The 17,002-nt window shown below is 32.2% G+C and carries 16 protein-coding genes; 9 read left to right on the top strand and 7 right to left on the bottom strand.

What is annotated here, in order from left to right; all coding sequences use genetic code 11:
- Nucleotides 1-109 precede the first annotated feature (109 nt).
- The 7 genes from CHB67_RS13950 to truB all read left to right on the top strand — a co-directional run bounded on the left by CHB67_RS13950 (nt 110) and on the right by truB (nt 7,661).
- Nucleotides 110-2,851, top strand: a complete 2,742-nt coding sequence (locus tag CHB67_RS13950) for a 2-oxoglutarate dehydrogenase E1 component (RefSeq protein ID WP_089382399.1) — start codon at nt 110-112, stop codon at nt 2,849-2,851.
- A 35-nt stretch (nt 2,852-2,886) separates the two neighbouring features.
- Nucleotides 2,887-4,089, top strand: coding sequence for a 2-oxoglutarate dehydrogenase complex dihydrolipoyllysine-residue succinyltransferase (odhB, locus tag CHB67_RS13945; RefSeq protein WP_089382398.1), 1,203 nt, complete (start codon nt 2,887-2,889; stop codon nt 4,087-4,089).
- A gap of 117 nt (nt 4,090-4,206) precedes the next feature.
- Nucleotides 4,207-4,953: a transporter gene (locus CHB67_RS13940; RefSeq protein WP_089382397.1), complete on the top strand. Its 747-nt coding sequence runs from the start codon at nt 4,207-4,209 to the stop codon at nt 4,951-4,953.
- 72 nt (nt 4,954-5,025) lie between these two features.
- Nucleotides 5,026-5,904: a cell division protein FtsX gene (locus CHB67_RS13935; protein ID WP_089382427.1), complete on the top strand. Its 879-nt coding sequence runs from the start codon at nt 5,026-5,028 to the stop codon at nt 5,902-5,904.
- A gap of 4 nt (nt 5,905-5,908) precedes the next feature.
- The gene (locus CHB67_RS13930; RefSeq protein WP_089382396.1) at nt 5,909-6,154 is read left to right on the top strand and encodes a DUF3098 domain-containing protein; all 246 of its coding nucleotides are present in this window, start codon (nt 5,909-5,911) and stop codon (nt 6,152-6,154) included.
- Between the two features lie 2 nt (nt 6,155-6,156).
- Nucleotides 6,157-6,969, top strand: coding sequence for an undecaprenyl-diphosphate phosphatase (locus CHB67_RS13925; RefSeq protein WP_089382395.1), 813 nt, complete (start codon nt 6,157-6,159; stop codon nt 6,967-6,969).
- Nucleotides 6,969-7,661, top strand: a complete 693-nt coding sequence (truB, locus tag CHB67_RS13920; protein WP_089382394.1) for a tRNA pseudouridine(55) synthase TruB — start codon at nt 6,969-6,971, stop codon at nt 7,659-7,661. Before CHB67_RS13925 ends, truB begins: the two co-directional genes overlap by 1 nt.
- Nucleotides 7,662-7,672: 11 nt before the next feature.
- Here truB and CHB67_RS13915 read toward each other — a convergent pair whose 3' ends face one another.
- Both CHB67_RS13915 and CHB67_RS13910 read right to left on the bottom strand, forming a co-directional pair.
- Nucleotides 7,673-8,158: an ABC transporter ATPase gene (locus CHB67_RS13915; RefSeq protein ID WP_089382393.1), complete on the bottom strand. Its 486-nt coding sequence runs from the start codon at nt 8,156-8,158 to the stop codon at nt 7,673-7,675.
- Between the two features lie 33 nt (nt 8,159-8,191).
- Nucleotides 8,192-8,806: a thioredoxin family protein gene (locus CHB67_RS13910; protein ID WP_089382426.1), complete on the bottom strand. Its 615-nt coding sequence runs from the start codon at nt 8,804-8,806 to the stop codon at nt 8,192-8,194.
- Nucleotides 8,807-9,075: 269 nt separating this feature from the next.
- Between CHB67_RS13910 and CHB67_RS13905 the strand changes: the two genes are divergently transcribed.
- Entirely contained in the window at nt 9,076-9,789 is a 714-nt protein-coding gene (locus CHB67_RS13905) for a Bax inhibitor-1/YccA family protein (RefSeq protein ID WP_089382392.1), read from the top strand.
- Nucleotides 9,790-9,920: 131 nt separating this feature from the next.
- Entirely contained in the window at nt 9,921-10,925 is a 1,005-nt protein-coding gene (meaB, locus tag CHB67_RS13900) for a methylmalonyl Co-A mutase-associated GTPase MeaB (protein ID WP_089382391.1), read from the top strand.
- A gap of 182 nt (nt 10,926-11,107) precedes the next feature.
- Here the strand turns inward: meaB and hypE are convergent, their stop codons facing one another.
- The 5 genes from hypE to cybH form a co-directional block, all read right to left on the bottom strand.
- Complete coding sequence (gene hypE, locus CHB67_RS13895; RefSeq protein WP_089382390.1) at nt 11,108-12,133, bottom strand: hydrogenase expression/formation protein HypE; 1,026 nt, start codon at nt 12,131-12,133, stop codon at nt 11,108-11,110.
- Nucleotides 12,134-12,135: 2 nt separating this feature from the next.
- Nucleotides 12,136-13,227, bottom strand: a complete 1,092-nt coding sequence (hypD, locus tag CHB67_RS13890) for a hydrogenase formation protein HypD (protein ID WP_089382425.1) — start codon at nt 13,225-13,227, stop codon at nt 12,136-12,138.
- A 123-nt stretch (nt 13,228-13,350) separates the two neighbouring features.
- Nucleotides 13,351-15,603, bottom strand: coding sequence for a carbamoyltransferase HypF (hypF, locus tag CHB67_RS13885; RefSeq protein ID WP_089382389.1), 2,253 nt, complete (start codon nt 15,601-15,603; stop codon nt 13,351-13,353).
- Between the two features lie 31 nt (nt 15,604-15,634).
- Nucleotides 15,635-16,168, bottom strand: coding sequence for a hydrogenase maturation protease (locus CHB67_RS13880; protein ID WP_089382388.1), 534 nt, complete (start codon nt 16,166-16,168; stop codon nt 15,635-15,637).
- Between the two features lie 76 nt (nt 16,169-16,244).
- Nucleotides 16,245-16,994 (bottom strand): Ni/Fe-hydrogenase, b-type cytochrome subunit, encoded by a 750-nt coding sequence (gene cybH / locus CHB67_RS13875; RefSeq protein ID WP_089382387.1) that lies wholly within the window; start codon nt 16,992-16,994, stop codon nt 16,245-16,247.
- Nucleotides 16,995-17,002 lie beyond the last annotated feature (8 nt).

Genomic DNA, 17,002 nt, shown 5'->3' with positions numbered 1-17,002 from the left:
AAAATTTACCAAATAGATAATAATTGTAAAAATAATACAATTAAAATGGTGGTTTTGGTAAAAATTGTATTTTTGTGAAGTAACTAAAACATTGACTACTAACAAAAATATGGATAAATTTTCATTTTTAAATGCTGCACACAGCGGGTTTATATCCCAATTATATGATCAGTATTTAATTAATCCGGATGCAACTGAACCTAGTTGGAGAAGTTTTTTTCAAGGATACGATTTTGCAAACGAAAAATATTCGCTAACAGAAGAAGATGAAACAACTTCATTTGAAGTACCAGATAGCGTTCGAAAAGAGTTTAAAGTATTAGACTTAATTAATGGGTATAGAACTCGTGGGCATTTGTTTACTAAAACAAATCCAGTTCGTACTCGTCGTCAGTACACACCTACATTAGATATCGAAAATTTCGGTCTTTCCGAAAACGATTTAGATACAGTATTTGATGCTGGTGGAATTATTGGGTCTGGTAAAAACACGCTTCGAAACATTATAAAGCATCTTCAAACTATTTATTGCGATTCTATTGGAGTTGAATATATGTATATTCGAAACCCTGAAGAGATAAAATGGTTTCAAAAAAAATTAAATAGAAATTCAAATCATCCAGATTACTCGGTTGAATCTAAAAAATACATTCTAAAAAAATTAAATCAAGCAGTTACGTTTGAAAGTTTTTTACAAACTAAATATGTAGGGCAAAAACGTTTTTCACTAGAAGGCGGTGAAACTTTAATACCTGCAATTAGTTCGGTAATTAGAAATGCCGCAGAATTGTATGATGCTGATGAGTTTGTTTTAGGAATGGCGCATAGAGGGCGCTTAAACACCCTTACTAATATATTTAGAAAACCTATTAGAGATGTATTTAGTGAGTTTGAAGGTAAAGATTTTGAAGATCTTGGAATTGATGGTGATGTAAAATACCATTTAGGGTTAACAACTTATAAAACCTTAAAAAATAATAAAAAATTAAAAATGAACTTGGTTCCAAATCCGTCGCATTTGGAAACAGTTGGGCCTGTGGCTGAAGGTATAGCACGTGCAAAAATCGATAAAATGTATAACGGAGACAATTCAAAGTTATTACCAATTATTGTGCACGGTGATGCAGCCATAGCAGGGCAAGGTTTGGTGTATGAAGTTACTCAAATGAGTAAATTAAAAGGCTATACTACCGGTGGAACCATTCATATTGTCATCAACAATCAAATTGGGTTTACTACCAATTATTTAGACGCGCGTTCAAGTACGTATTGTACTGATGTTGCAAAAGTAACACTATCACCAGTTTTACACGTAAATGCTGATGATGTTGAAGCAGTTGTACACGCAATTGAAATGGCTTTAGACTTTAGAATGAAGTTTAAACGCGATATTTTTATTGATTTATGTGGTTATAGAAAGTATGGGCATAACGAAGGTGATGAACCTCGTTTTACACAACCAAAATTGTATAAAGCAATTGCAAAGCATTCAAACCCAAGAGATATTTACGCTCAAAAATTAATTGAGGAAGGCGTTATTGATGCAGCTTATTTGAATAAAACCATTACAGATTTTAAAAATTTATTAGAAGAAGAATATTTGCTGTCAAAAGGTGTTAAAACATCGAAAGTAAGTGAATTTATGCAAGAAACATGGAGCGACTTTACAAGGCGTAAAGCTGATGCCATGTTAATTTCAGAAGATACAAGTTATCCTAAAAATAAATTAGAAGAAATTGCAAAAGTAGTTTCAACGGTTCCTGAAGGAGTTAAATTTTTAAGAAAAGCAGAACGTATTTTACGCGATCGAAATAAAATGGTATTTGAAACCAATAAAATAGATTGGGGAATGGCTGAAACATTGGCCTACGGAAGTTTAATGCAAGAAGGTTTTGATGTTCGTATTTCTGGTCAGGATGTAGAACGTGGTACTTTTAGTCATAGACATGCGATTTTAAGAGATGAAATTTCAGAAGAAAGAATCAATCTGTTAAATACTTTACCTAGTACAAAAGGACAAATGGATATTTACAATTCCTTATTGTCTGAATACGGTGTTTTAGGTTTTGATTACGGTTATGCAATGGCAAACCCAAATACATTAACAATTTGGGAAGCACAATTTGGAGATTTTAGCAACGGCGCTCAAATTATTTTCGATCAATATTTATCGGCTGCTGAATCTAAATGGAAGTTACAAAACGGAATTGTTATTTTATTGCCACACGGGTACGAAGGTCAAGGATCTGAACATTCTTCAGCAAGAATGGAGCGTTATTTACAATTATGTGCGCTAGAAAATATGATTGTGGCCGATTGTACAACACCTGCTAACTTTTTCCATTTGTTACGTAGACAAATGAAACGCGATTATAGAAAACCATTAATTGTATTTACACCTAAAAGTTTATTGCGTCATCCTTTAGTAGTTTCATCGTTAAATGATTTCGAAAATAAAAAGTTTGAAGAAGTAATAGATGATACTATTTCACCAGAAAATGTTAAGAAATTGGTATTTTGTACAGGTAAATTTTATTACGATTTGTTAGCCGAACGCACACTTTTAGAAAGAAATGATGTTGCTTTGGTGCGTATTGAACAATTATTTCCATTACATTTAGAAAAATTACAACAGGTAATTGATAAGTATCCAAACGTTGAAAAATATGTTTGGGCACAAGAAGAGCCAGAAAATATGGGGGCTTGGAGTTATATGCTACAACGCTTTAGATTGGTGTATTTAGAAGTGGCTTCACAACCATTTTATTCGGTTCCTGCCGCAGGGTCATCTGCAAGGTTTAAAAGAAGACACCAGCGTATTATTGACAACGTATTTGAAAAAACTAACTAATAAAAATTCGTCTAATAAGACTAAAAAAGAATAAGATGATTTTAGAAATGAAAGTTCCCTCTCCGGGAGAGTCTATTACAGAAGTAGAAATTGCAGCATGGCTTGTTGAAGATGGTGATTATGTTGAAAAAGACCAGCCAATTGCTGAAGTTGATTCAGACAAAGCAACCCTTGAATTACCTGCCGAAGAAAGTGGTATTATAACTTTAAAAGCTGAAGAAGGTGATGCCGTTGAAGTAGGATCTGTGGTTTGTTTAATTGATATGGATGCTAAAAAACCTGAAGAAACTTCAACAAAAGAAGCCATTGTGGTTGAAGCTCCAAAAGAGGAAACAAAAACTGTTGAAATTAAAACCACTTACGCTAGTGGGGCAGCTTCACCAGCAGCTAAAAAGATTTTAGCAGAAAAAGAAATTCCTGCTTCTGAAATAAAAGGAACAGGGAAAGATGGAAGAGTTACAAAAGATGATGCTTTAAAAGCTACGCCAAGTATGGGAACACCAGCTGGTGGATCTCGTAGTTCTGAAAAAACAAAATTATCAATGCTTCGCCGAAAAGTAGCACAGCGTTTAGTTTCAGTAAAAAATGAAACAGCCATGCTTACTACTTTTAACGAAGTAAATATGCAGCCTATATTTGATTTAAGAAACGATTTTAAAGAAGATTTTAAAGCCAAACATGGTGTTGGCTTAGGGTTTATGAGTTTCTTTACATTGGCGGTTGTACGTGCCTTAAAATTGTTTCCTGATGTAAATTCAATGATGGATGGAGATTATAAAATTGCACACGATTTTCAAGATATTTCTATCGCTGTTTCTGGTCCTAAAGGATTAATGGTTCCAGTAATTAGAAATGCGGAGAACTTAACATTTAGAGGGGTTGAAAGTGAAGTAAAACGTTTAGCAATTAGAGCGCGTGACGGACAAATTACGGTTGATGAAATGACGGGTGGTACTTTTACAATTACCAATGGTGGTGTTTTTGGGTCTATGTTATCAACGCCAATTATCAATCCGCCACAAAGTGGTATTTTAGGAATGCATAATATTGTTGAAAGACCTGTTGCTGAAAATGGGGCTGTGGTTATTAGACCAATTATGTATGTTGCCTTATCTTATGACCACAGAATTATTGATGGTCGCGAATCGGTTGGATTTTTAGTAGCAGTAAAAGAAGCGTTAGAAAATCCTATTGAAATTTTAATGGATAACAATCCTAAAAAAGCATTGGAATTATAATTTATTTTTTTTCAAAATTAAAAAAAGGTCGAATTTTATATTCGACCTTTTTTTATGATTTAAATCATTTTTATTTAGACTAAATATAAATAAGTTTGTAACTTAAATCACATAGGATTGAAGTTAAATTATTTTTACGTCATTTTTTTATTAGTTGGAATTCATACGTATGCACAAATTGTTGAACCTGCATCTGCGGTAAATATGCATACGTTTCAAATAGAAATGGAAGCGCAATATGCAGTTCAAAGAGAAGGAGTACAAAAAAAGGTAGCGTGGAGTTTACCAAGCGCATTATTTAGATATGGAATTTTAAACGGTGTAGAATTACAGCTAAATGCTCCGCTAATAAAAGAGGAATTGTATGAAAATGAACATTTGGTACATAAAAAGTTAAGCAAATTTGCAAACCTTCAAGTAGGGGCGGCAGTAACCCTTTGGCAGCAAAATAGCATAATTCCACAGGCAGCCTTAATGGCTAGAATGATTATTCCTGTTAGAAATAATCAAGAATTTAAAGGTTTGGGAGAATTAATATCTTTAAATTTTTCTAATACTTTTGCTAAAAAATGGAGTTTAAATTACAATGTTGGCTTTGTACACGGAACAGATAATTCTAATGCGGGTTATTATATTTTAAATTTATTGTATAATTTAAATCCTAAGGTCCATTTTTTTATGGAGAATTTTTCAGATTTTGACAGTTCAGTATCTTCTCAAAATTTAAATGCTGGTGGAGGTTATAATTTTAAAGGCAATATGAGTATAGATTTTTCTGTAGCAAATGGGTTAAATCACCATCTTTTTTATACAAGCGTTATTTTTACTTGGGCCATAAATACCAAGCACAACAAAAACTTGTAAACTGCTTTAAAAATAATCAATCATAAACTTCAACAAATTTGTATATTGCAAACGTTAAAAATAATAGCACGTTTGAATAAATCATTTGAAACATATCAAAAAAGAAGATTGCGATCTTCCTACTTTTCAGTAATTATAAGTATTGCTTTAGTATTATTTTTAGTTGGCTTGTTAGGGCTTATTGTATTGAAAACCAATACAATTGCAAAGCATTTTAAAGAGCAGGTCACAATGACTATTTTTTTGAAAGACAATGCGAAAAATTCGGATGTTGAAATTTTACATGCCGAATTAAAAAAAGCAGATTACACAAAAAATACAACGTATATTTCAAAAGATGCTGCTGCTGAAAAGTACAGCGAAGATATTGGTGAGAATTTTTTAGAATTTTTAGGCGAAAACCCTTTAAAAAATGCCATTGATTTGTCTTTAAAGTCAGACTTTGTAACGCCAGAAAAAATGGATGAGATTGAAAAAACGCTAACCATTAGAAGTATTGTTGCTGAAGTAGTTTACGACAAACCACTTATTGAATTGTTATCTAAAAACATCAATAGGTTAAGTTTTTGGATGTTGTTATTTAGCACTTTATTTACAGTAATTGCAGTTGTTTTAATCAACAGTTCTATCCGTCTTTCAGTATATTCAAAAAGATTTACCATAAAAACAATGCAAATGGTAGGTGCTACAAAACGCTTTATTAGAGTGCCTTTTATTTTGAAAAGTGTTCAATTAGGAATACTAGGAGCACTGGTTGCCATTATTGGCTTGCTGATTTTTATTATATATGTGAACAAAATGATTCCAGAAATAGCGCTACTATCCGATTTTAAAATTTTAGGAATTTTATTTTCAGGCATCATTGCAGGTGGTATTTTAATTACTTGGCTAAGCACCTTTTTTGCAACCCAACGTTTTTTAAATTTAAGAACCGACGAACTTTATTATTAAAAGTATGAATAAGAAAAAACAAGAAAATAAAGGTACATTTCTCTTTAGTAAAAAGAATTATGTGCTCATGTTAATTGGTATTGCAGTAATTGCTTTAGGTTTTATTTTAATGGCCGGAGGCGGAAGTGATGATCCAGCTGTTTTTAATGAAGAAATTTATAATTTTAGAAGAATTAGATTGGCTCCAACTCTTGTACTTATAGGTTTGGCTATAGAAATTTACGCCATCATGGCAAAACCTAAAAAATAAGTATGAATTATTTTGAAGCCATTCTTTTAGCAATTATTGAAGGAATTACAGAGTATTTACCTGTTTCTTCAACAGGACATATGATTATAGCATCGTCTTTTTTACAAATTGCTGATGATGATTTTACAAAATTATTTACCATTGTAATTCAACTAGGAGCTATTTTAGCTGTAGTTGTGTTGTATTGGAAACGTTTTTTTCAAAGCTTCGATTTTTATTTAAAATTATTAGTAGCTTTTATTCCTGCAGTAGTGTTAGGCTTATTGTTGAATGATGTTATTGATGAGTTATTGGAAAGTCCGTTAGTAGTTGCCATTTCACTGGTTATAGGAGGTGTTATTTTATTGAAAGTTGATGATTGGTTTAAATCTAATGAAGAATTGGATGAGGATAATCCAACTGCACATACTAAAATTAGTTATTTAACAGCACTTAAAATTGGCTTTTTTCAGTGTATAGCTATGATTCCTGGTACATCAAGAAGTGGTTCAACTATTGTTGGTGGAATGACTCAAAAACTAAACAGAAAAACAGCCGCTGAATTTTCGTTCTTTTTAGCAGTACCAACAATGTTTGGTGCAACAGCAAAAAAACTATATGATTATTTTGGAGATGGTTTGGTTTTAACGGGCGAACAAATAAACTATTTAATAATTGGAAATATTCTTGCGTTTATAGTTGCAATGATAGCCATTAAATCGTTTATAGATTATTTAAGTAAAAAAGGCTTTAAAATATTCGGTTATTACCGTATTATTTTAGGGGTTGCCTTATTGCTAATTCACTACTTTATTTACCCTTTATCAGTTATTTAATGCTCACTTTAGAAGATTACAAAGAAGGACAAGTTTTATTAATTGATAAACCTTTGAAATGGACTTCATTTCAAGTGGTAAATAAAATTCGTTGGCACATTCGACAAAAATATGGAATTAAGAAAATTAAAGTAGGTCATGCAGGTACTTTAGATCCGTTGGCAACAGGTTTGTTAATTTTGTGTACTGGTAAATTCACTAAAAAGATAGATGAATATCAAGGGCAAATTAAAGAGTATACTGGCGAAATTACCTTAGGAGCAACTACACCAAGCTACGATTTAGAAACCGAGGTGAATGAAACTTTTTCAACCGAACATATTACTGAAGCATTGATTTATGAAACCACAAAGCAATTTGTAGGTGAAATAGATCAAAAACCACCAATTTTTTCTGCAATTAAAAAAGAGGGAAAGCGTTTGTATGAATTGGCAAGAGCAGGTGAAACTACAGAAATTAAAGCTCGGAAAATAAACATTGAAACTTTTGAAATAACCAATATTGACTTGCCAAAAGTACAGTTTAGAGTTGTTTGTAGCAAAGGAACTTACATTCGTTCATTGGCATATGACTTTGGGAATGCGCTAAATTCTGGCGGTCATTTATCAAAATTGCGTAGAACAAAAATTGGAAACTTTAGCGTTGATAATGCCAAAGAACCACTAGCGTTTATTGAAGATAATTTAAGTTAAATTTCTTAGTGCTATTTTAAAAACCTACCCAACCAACTATCCATAATATTTATTTCCCAATCATTCTCAAGTTCTTCTTTGGTAGTAATCATATTGTCAAAAACAATAGTTTTTTTAGAAACACCATTGTTTTTCATCATTTTTTTAAACGCTATTAAATCTTTGTATTGTACAAATTCACCTTGTTTGTAACAAACATTAATTTTATCAAGCAATACAATGTCATAGTTTGCTTCTAAACCTAAAATAAATGCCGTTAAATCGTCATGAGCTTTTAGGGTTAAACTAATTTCAGCATTGTTTACAGTAATTACAATAAAACGATCATACCTTAAACTGTAGGAGCATTCTAACGGATTACCTTCATTGGTCCAACTCGTTAAAAATGCTTCAATGCGTTGTTTTAGTTCTTCAATTTCTTGAGGATAAAATTTTCGACTTGAAGGAAAAACCCACAGTTTACACCAGTTTGGAATCGTGTTAAAATCTACAATCATTATTTATAGTTAAAAAAACAAAGGTAGTTTAAATTAGCTCACTTCAACTTCTGAACCTACTAATAATTGAAGGATATCTTGTTGAATATTATTTCCTTTATCTTTGTTGTACCAAATTTGTAACTCTTTTTTAAATTCAGCATCTAAACCGCCATTTGCAGCTTTATAGTTATTTACCATAGCAGTTGCTATTGATGGTCTTGGCCCCCAAGAATCCAACACTTCATTTTTATGGTTAACTAAAATAACCTTCGGAATTGCTTTTCCGCCATTGGTTAAAAATTCATTCATTAAAGCCTCATTTTCATCTCTACAAACAATTTTCATTTCAATTTTTGAAGAAGATTCAGCTATTTTATTTAGTACAGGTAGTATTTGAGCAGCATCTCCACACCAACCTTCAGCGAGTACTAACAAAGTAAAGTTGTCGTTTAATTGGTTTAAAGCATTGGTAGTTTCTGCTGAAATTTTCAATGTTTTATCCAATCGATCCATTCGCTTGTCATTTAAAGTGCTGTAATTTAATAGCGCTTCCGATTGCTCATTTCCAGTAGATTTTCCTTCAACTAATAAGCCTTTTATTAAAGTTCTATAGGTTGAATAGGATACTGCTTTATTGATACTAGTTGAAATTAATTTGTTTTCCATAATTTTTATCGTTTTACATTGCTGCTTTTGACGTGTGTAAATACAATTACTTACAGTATTTTTAAATGCCAATAGTTGAATTGCAAAAATAAAGCTTGAAAATGAATAAGTCGTGCTACTTTTGTTACCCGTAGAAAATAGCTGTTACACTATGCCATTTGTTAAATAAGTCATAATTATTGTTTTAGAATAATATACTTTTTCATAAAAAATACTTTTAAATGATTTTAGAATTCTATTTTTGTTAGAAACACAAAAATAAATTCAACATGGAAAATAATTTTTCGAATTCTAACTTTAGTCAAAAACAATTAGATGCTAGTCATAGTATATCCGTTTACCTAACAAAAGTATATAATTGGATGGCTATTGCCTTATTATTTACAGGTTTGGCAGCCTATTTTACTGCGGGATCTGAACAGCTATTACAAGCCATTTTTGGAAATAAAATCTTATTTTTTGGATTGATTATTGCTGAAATTGCACTGGTAGGTTACATCTCTGCTCGCATTCAAAAGTTAACAACTATGAATGCAACGTTACTATTTTTATTATACTCAGTATTAAATGGACTTACACTATCATTTATATTTATAGCTTATACTTCAGCTTCTATTTCATCAACCTTTTTAATTACTGCGGGTACTTTTGGAGCAATGAGCTTGTATGGTTATTTTACTAAAAGAGATTTAACCAAAATAGGAAACATTGCTTTTATGGCATTGATAGGAATCATCATTGCCTCTGTAGTGAATTTTTTTATGCAAAGTTCTGTAATGTCGTTAGTTATTTCTTATTTAGGGGTGCTTATTTTTGTAGCGTTAACGGCGTATGACACTCAAAAATTGAAAAGAATTGCAATGAATGGTTTTCATAATGAAGAGAGTATGGAGAAAAGTGCCATTTTAGGAGCTTTAACTTTATACTTAGATTTTATCAATCTATTTTTATTTTTATTAAGAATTTTTGGAGATAGAAAATAAATAGTTTCAAGTTAACTTCAATAAAGAAAATACCGAAATTCATGATGCTTTTTACGAATATGTTTATCTTTGCCATTCGTAAAAAGTATAAAAAAGCCGATTTAAAAAATTGGTGAATACACCTAGAATTAATGAAAAATTACAAGCCAAAAGGAAGATTAACAGCTTCAGCGTATATTGATGGAATTTTAAAGGGAGATAGAGTGCTGTTGTCTAGAGCAATTACTATTATCGAAAGTAATTTAGAAAGCGATAAAGTATTAGCTAAAGAAATAATTCAGGAAATATTACCACATTCTGGAAAATCAATTAGAATCGGAATCACTGGTGTGCCAGGTGTAGGTAAAAGTACTTTTATTGAATCTTTTGGGAAATATTTAATTACCCAAGGAAAACGTGTTGCAATTTTATCGATTGATCCTAGTAGTCAACGTTCAAAAGGAAGTATTTTAGGAGATAAAACTCGTATGGAAGAATTGGCTACCATGCAAGAAGCTTATATTCGTCCGTCAGCATCAGGAGATACTTTAGGTGGTGTTGCCAATAAAACAGGTGAAACTATGTTACTTTGTGAAGCAGGTGGCTACGATATTATTTTAATTGAAACAGTAGGTGTTGGACAATCTGAAACTGCTGTTCACGGAATGACTGATTTCTTTTTATTATTAATGCTTTCTGGAGCTGGTGATGAATTGCAAGGTATTAAGAAGGGGATTATGGAAATGGCCGATATGGTGGTGATTAACAAAGCTGATGGTGACAATGTACGAATGAGTGAAATGGCGCGTTTGCAATACCAAAACGCGTTGCATATTTTTCCGCAGTCGGAATCTGGATGGAGCCCCGTTGTAAGTACGGCTTCAGCAATTAAAAATATTGGAATTGATACTGTTTGGAATGAAGTTTCAAAATTTAAATCCCTTGTTGACCAAAATGGCTACTTCTTCAAAAACAGAAATCATCAGCAAATAGCTTGGATGTATAATAATATTAACGAAGAATTGAAGCATCTTTTTTATGGTTCAGCTAACATTAAAGAACACCTTTCAGTTTTAGAAAGGGACATTGTTTCTGCAAAAATTTCTCCTGTAAAAGCTGCTCAATTAATGATTGATGAATTTAAAAGGTCGTTTTAAATAATGTTTTTTCTTCTCGGCAGGTTGGCTTGATGCAGGGTCGCATAATTTTTTGAGAAGTAAGATGAGCTACTGAAACAAGTTCAGCATGACATAACTAAGCTGTCATTCCTGCGTAGGCAGGAATCCATAACGGGTTGAATCATACCAAAAGTGGTTTATCGATATGGGTTTGACAAGCGCTAACAAATCCTAGGCAATTGTTCACCAACTAGCGGACTCACAATTCGTTTTCCGCCAATTAAACTTTCCATTACTACTTTCTTTGGATGTTCACTAGTAATTTCTCCCACAAGAGCTGCATTTTTTCCTTTTGTATGTTTCCTCATCAATGCCAAAACTTCAGTTTCAATACTTGGATCAACTATCATTAAAAATACGCCTTCGTTAGCTACATACATTGGATCTAAACCTAACATTTCGCAGGCTGCTGCAACTTGTTTTTCTAACGGAATAAATGCTTCTTTTAAAAATACCCCTTTTGAAATGTCATTGGCAATTTCGTGTAAAACTGTTCCTAAACCACCACGAGTTGGATCTCTAAAGAGTTTAATTTTTTCTCCAAATTCATCTAATAAATCGTTTACTAAAAAGTTCAAATTGGTAGAGTCGCTTTCAATGGTAGATTCAAATTCCAAGCCTTCGCGCTCACTCATAATGGCCATTCCGTGTTGCGCAATAAATCCGTTTACTAAAATTTTATCTCCCTCTTTTATGTTATGTACGGAGATATTTGCCTTCGGATGCATTGTTCCAAAACCTGTGGTGTTAATAAATATTTTATCGCCTTTTCCGCGCTCAACAACTTTGGTGTCGCCAGTAATTATTAAAACGCCACTTTCGTCTGCTGCTTTTTTTATGGATTGTACAACCGTAATAAATTCTGATACTTTTAAGCCTTCTTCAATAATAAAAGCCAAGGATAAATATTTTGGAATGGCGCCGCACATGGCAACATCATTAACGGTTCCGTACACTGCCAATTCACCAATATTTCCCCCTTTAAAAAAAATGGGAGTAATTACAAAACTATCGGTTGAAATAGCTATTTCACCTTCAATTTTAACAATAGATCCGTCGTGTTTTTGATCTAAATACGGGTTGCTAAATGTTTTAAAAATGATTTTATCTAATAAATCTCTTGTTAACTCACCACCACTTCCGTGACCCAAATTTATGGTTTCAAACCCTATGTTTTCAATGTCCATTTTTAATCAATTAAATTAGTTGAAAAATGATAATATGCAGCGCAAGCACCTTCCGAAGAAACCATTGGAGCACCCAACGGATTTGCAGGTTTACACGTTTTTCCAAACTCGCTACATTGCTTTGGTTTTTTAATGCCTCGTAAAATTTCACCTGCAATACATAGTTGGTTCTCAGGTACTTTTATATGCTGAATATTAAATTTTGTTTCAGCATCGTATTTTTGATAAGCATTTTTGATAATGTAGCCGCTGTTCGGAATTTCGCCAATACCTCGCCATTCACGTTGCCCAACTTCAAACACTTTTTGAATGACTTCAATAGCCGATTTATTCCCGTGTTCTTTTACAATGCGTGCGTACTGATTTTCTAATTTATGCTTGCCTTCTTCTAATTGTTTTACCGCCATATAAATACCTTGTACCAAATCTAACGGTTCAAAACCGGTAACCACAATGGGTAGTTTGAATTTTTCTACTAAGGGATAATATTCTTGAATTCCCATAATAGCACACACATGACCTGCAGCTAAAAAAGCATCAATAGTACAAAATTTATCATCTAAAATAGCCTCCATCGCCGGGGGAACCAATACATGAGAAGCTAAAATAGAATAGTTTAAAAGCTCCTCTTTTTCAGCATGTAAAACAGACAATGCATTTGCAGGCGCAGTAGTTTCAAACCCAACGGCAAAAAACACCACTTCTTTATCTGGATTTTCTTTTGCAATGGAAACAGCTTCAATAGGCGAGTATAAAATACGTAAATCGCCACCCAAAGCTTTGGCTTCTAACAAGCTTTTTTTACTTCCTGGAACTCGAATCATATCTCCGAACGAACATACAATTACACCTTGTTTTAACAATTCAATTGCTTTGTCAATTAAACTCAACGGCGTTACGCAAACTGGGCAGCCAGGGCCGTGAATCATCCTTATTTTTTCAGGTAGTAATTCTAAAATTCCGTTTTTAACCAAGCTATGTGTTTGTCCGCCGCAAATCTCCATAATGTTCCATTCGCGTGTGGTTATTTTATGAATTTCATCTAAGATTTTCTTTGTGGCTTCTAAATTTCGATATTCGCTTAAATACTTCATTTTTAATTTATTTATAATCGTCATTCTGAATTTATTTCAGAATCTCATCAAACCAATTACAAGAATTGTGAGAACCTGAAACAAGTTCAGGTTGACGAAGACTCTAATTTTTAGTTTCCTTTATCATTTTATATTCAAATAATACATTATTTGCCCAAAAGAAATATTCTCATCGTTGGGTGATAATTCTTTATGAAAGTACAATTTTATTTCTTTAGGCGCTAATTCAATAAGCATGTCAACCAATGTTGTGTTTTGAAAAACTCCACCGCTAAATGCTATTTTTTGAAATCCTTTTTCGGTAGCAAATTTTAAAATAGTTGAAGCCAAGGTGAATAAAAAGTTATATATAATGTCTTCTTTTGAAATTCCATGTTGAAGATCCTTATAGCAATTTTTCAAAATTTCTTTTCCCGAAAAGCCTTCTGAAGTAACCTCACAATAAAGTGTACAATCTTTTAAATTATAACCTAAAATAGAATTCTCTAACAAAATGGCTGCTTCTCCTTCATAAGAATTAATATCTGTAATATTTAGTAACGAAGCTACTGCATCAAATAAGCGTCCGACAGAAGAAGTTTTTAGTTTGTTTTTACTTTTTAAATAAGCATAGTTTTTTAGTTCAGAAGGCGAAAATTTTTCTTCTAAAATGGGTTTCATTTCTTCAGAAGCCAAAGCAAACAAAGAAATACGAGGTTCTTTCGCCATTTTATCGCCTAACAACCAATCAAAATTTTCCAAATAACCAATTCGTTTTATGGATTTGTTTTCGTAGCTAAAAAATTCTCCGCCCCAAATATGAGTGTCATCGCCATAACCTGTTCCGTCAAAAACAACCCCTAGTACTTGTTCTTCAAACAAATTATATTCACCTAAAATTGCTGTAAAATGCGCTTTGTGGTGCTGAATTGCTATCAATTTTGAATGGTATTTTACAGCCAATTCTTTTCCGTATTGTGTACTTTGGTACAAAGGGTGTTTATCTACCAAAATAACTTGCGGCTGCTGTTCAAAAAGTTGGATAAAATTTTCAGAAGTTTTACAAAACTGGTTGTAAACATCGTAATTATCGAGGTTTCCTAAATACTGACTCACATATAAATTTTCATTCGGGTAAAAAGCAATGGTGCTTTTTAAATGTGCACCCATTGCGAGTATTTTTTCTTCAGAATTAATTTTTATATTTAAATAATTGGGAGCATATCCGCGTGATCTTCTAAACAATATTTTTTGCTGAAACTTTTTACTGAATTTTACTACCGAATCATCTTGCGGATGTTCAATTGTTAAGTTGTGTTGTAAAAAATAATCTGCCACATGCTGTAATTTTTCAAGGGCTTCATTATTTTTACTAATAATTGGAGAACCGTGAATATTTCCGCTTGTAGCCACAATAGGGAAGCTTAATTGGTTGGCTATTAATTGTAAAATTCCGGTATAAGGTAATAGCACACCTAACTGATTTAACCTTGGCGCAATTTTATTTAAAGCTAAATTTCCGATGTAATTTTTTGTAGAAATTATATTGATAGGACTTTCAGAAGAAGTTAATGAACCTATTTGTTGTTGATTCAATTCAATTTCATTTTCAAGATGTTTTAGTGACGGAAATAAAACGGCAAATGGTTTGTTTAGTCGGTTTTTTTTAGTTCGAAGTTGTTGAATAACTTCACTGTTTTCAGCATTGCAACACAACAAATATCCACTTGTATTTTTGATGGCTATAATTTTTCCTTCTAAAAGTAATTTTGCTGTTTTTTTGAATAAATTTTCACTTGAAGTTTCAATAGTTTTTCCTTCGGAATCGATTAAAAATAAATCAATTCCGCAGGTTTTACAAGTGTTTGTTTGCGAATGAAAGCGTCTGTTTGAAGGATTTGTATATTCTTCTAAACACGGTTTACACATTGTAAATTTATGAATACTAGTGTTGTTTCTTTCAAAAGGAAAAGTTTGCGTAATTGCCCAACGTGGGCCACAATTTACGCAAGTTGTAAAAGGGTAGTTGTAGCGTGTATTTTTAGGGTTTTTAATTTCTGTTTTACAAGTGTCGCAAATGGCAAAATCAGGGGTTAATGGTAAATTTAATTGCCCACCTTTTTCTGAAGGAATAATTTTAAAATCATTAAAATAAATTACTTCAATTTCTTTAATAGAGCTTTGCTGAATTTTAGAAACGGGCGGTGGAAAACTGATTAATTTTTGATAAAAATTTTCACTATTACTTTTTTCTCCAGAAATAAATATAATTACTCCAACTTCATTGTTTGAAACCGTGCCTTTTATTAAAAATTGATGTGCTAAATTATACACGTACGGACGAAAACCTACGCCTTGTACTTGTCCGGAAATAGAAATTTTGTAGGTTTTAATCATTCAATTGATAACTGAAAATGCTCCTATAAATTTACACTTTTTTTAAATGAATTTCTTTAGAAAGGTTTACTATATTCTCAATAACTTTAGGAATGGCCTCTTTTACTTTTTGTGACAAATCTATGGTCATAGGGTTTAATTCTTCAATTGAAACGGTAAATAAGTGAATAGTTGGAACGTGATCCATTAAATATACGGCTTCAATCATATCTTTTAAACCAACATCATGCACGCTTAATGCAGAAGGGAAATCGGAAGCAAATTTAGGTTTGATTAGTGAAACCGTTCCTGCAGGTTTTCCGTCCATAGTTGCGTCAATAAAAATAATAGTTGGGTACACTTCAAAACAACTTAATAGTAAAAAACCACCTGTTCCTCCGTCAAGTATGTCAAGGTATTCAGGTAGTTTTTGTTTTGACATTTCTTGAATAACATGTACGCCAATGCCTTCATCGCCCATTAAATAATTTCCTACACCCATTGCTAAAATGCAGTTAGATTTATCTTTTTCAAAAAAATAGGAATCGCTACTAATAGCGACTGGAGTTCTTTCAGTTACACTCATTTTAATGCATTTAAAAAAAGTAAATTCATTCAACAGAAAAACTATTCAGTTAAATGAATTTACTTTAGGTATTAAACTATTCGTCTAATTCTTCTTCAACAATTATTATTTTTCCTTCTTTTTCAATTTTCCTCTTTGTTTTTATACGTTTTCTTCTTACAAATTTATAGCCACCAAACATAGATGATACTTCGCCACGACCTTCTAACCAATCATGATAAAAAACCAAGTAAATATGTGCCATGCTAAATAAGATAAATCCCCACATAGTAATATGGTGTATAGTTCTTACCATAAATTCACTTCCAAATAATGGAATTACCCAATAAAATAATTTTGGTAATCCCCAAGCTGACATATCAGCATACAATGCAAAGCCAGTGAAAACTTGTATTAAGGCTAACATAAATAGCGCAATGTATGAGAAAGCTGCCACACTGTTATGCCCAATACTAATATTACTTAAATCTTCTTTTTCTTCATTCATTAATAAAATGTCAATTTTTAAAACGTGCCATACATTGTTCCACATTTTTTTACTGAAAGGCCAAAAAGCTCTCCAACTTGCAAATTGATTTCCTACGAAAGCCCAATAAATTCGCATTAACATATTAAAAAAGAAAATATAGGCTGAAGAAAAATGGATGAATCTAACAATTCCGAAGGTATGTAAGTCTGTTGCTTCCATATTTGATAAAATTGCAGGCGGATTTGCAATGATAAAACCTGTAATTGTGAGCGCAATAATTGTGAGCACATTTACCCAATGGAAAATGCGAACGGGAAGTTCCCAGACTAGGACTCGTTTAAAGTTTTTAGTTTCCATAATTTAGA

Source organism: Lutibacter agarilyticus, assembly GCF_900188235.1.
GTDB classification, from domain to species: Bacteria; Bacteroidota; Bacteroidia; order Flavobacteriales; family Flavobacteriaceae; genus Lutibacter; species Lutibacter agarilyticus.
Note: the sequence above shows the minus strand (reverse complement) of the source record. Positions and strands in the feature narration are given on the sequence as shown.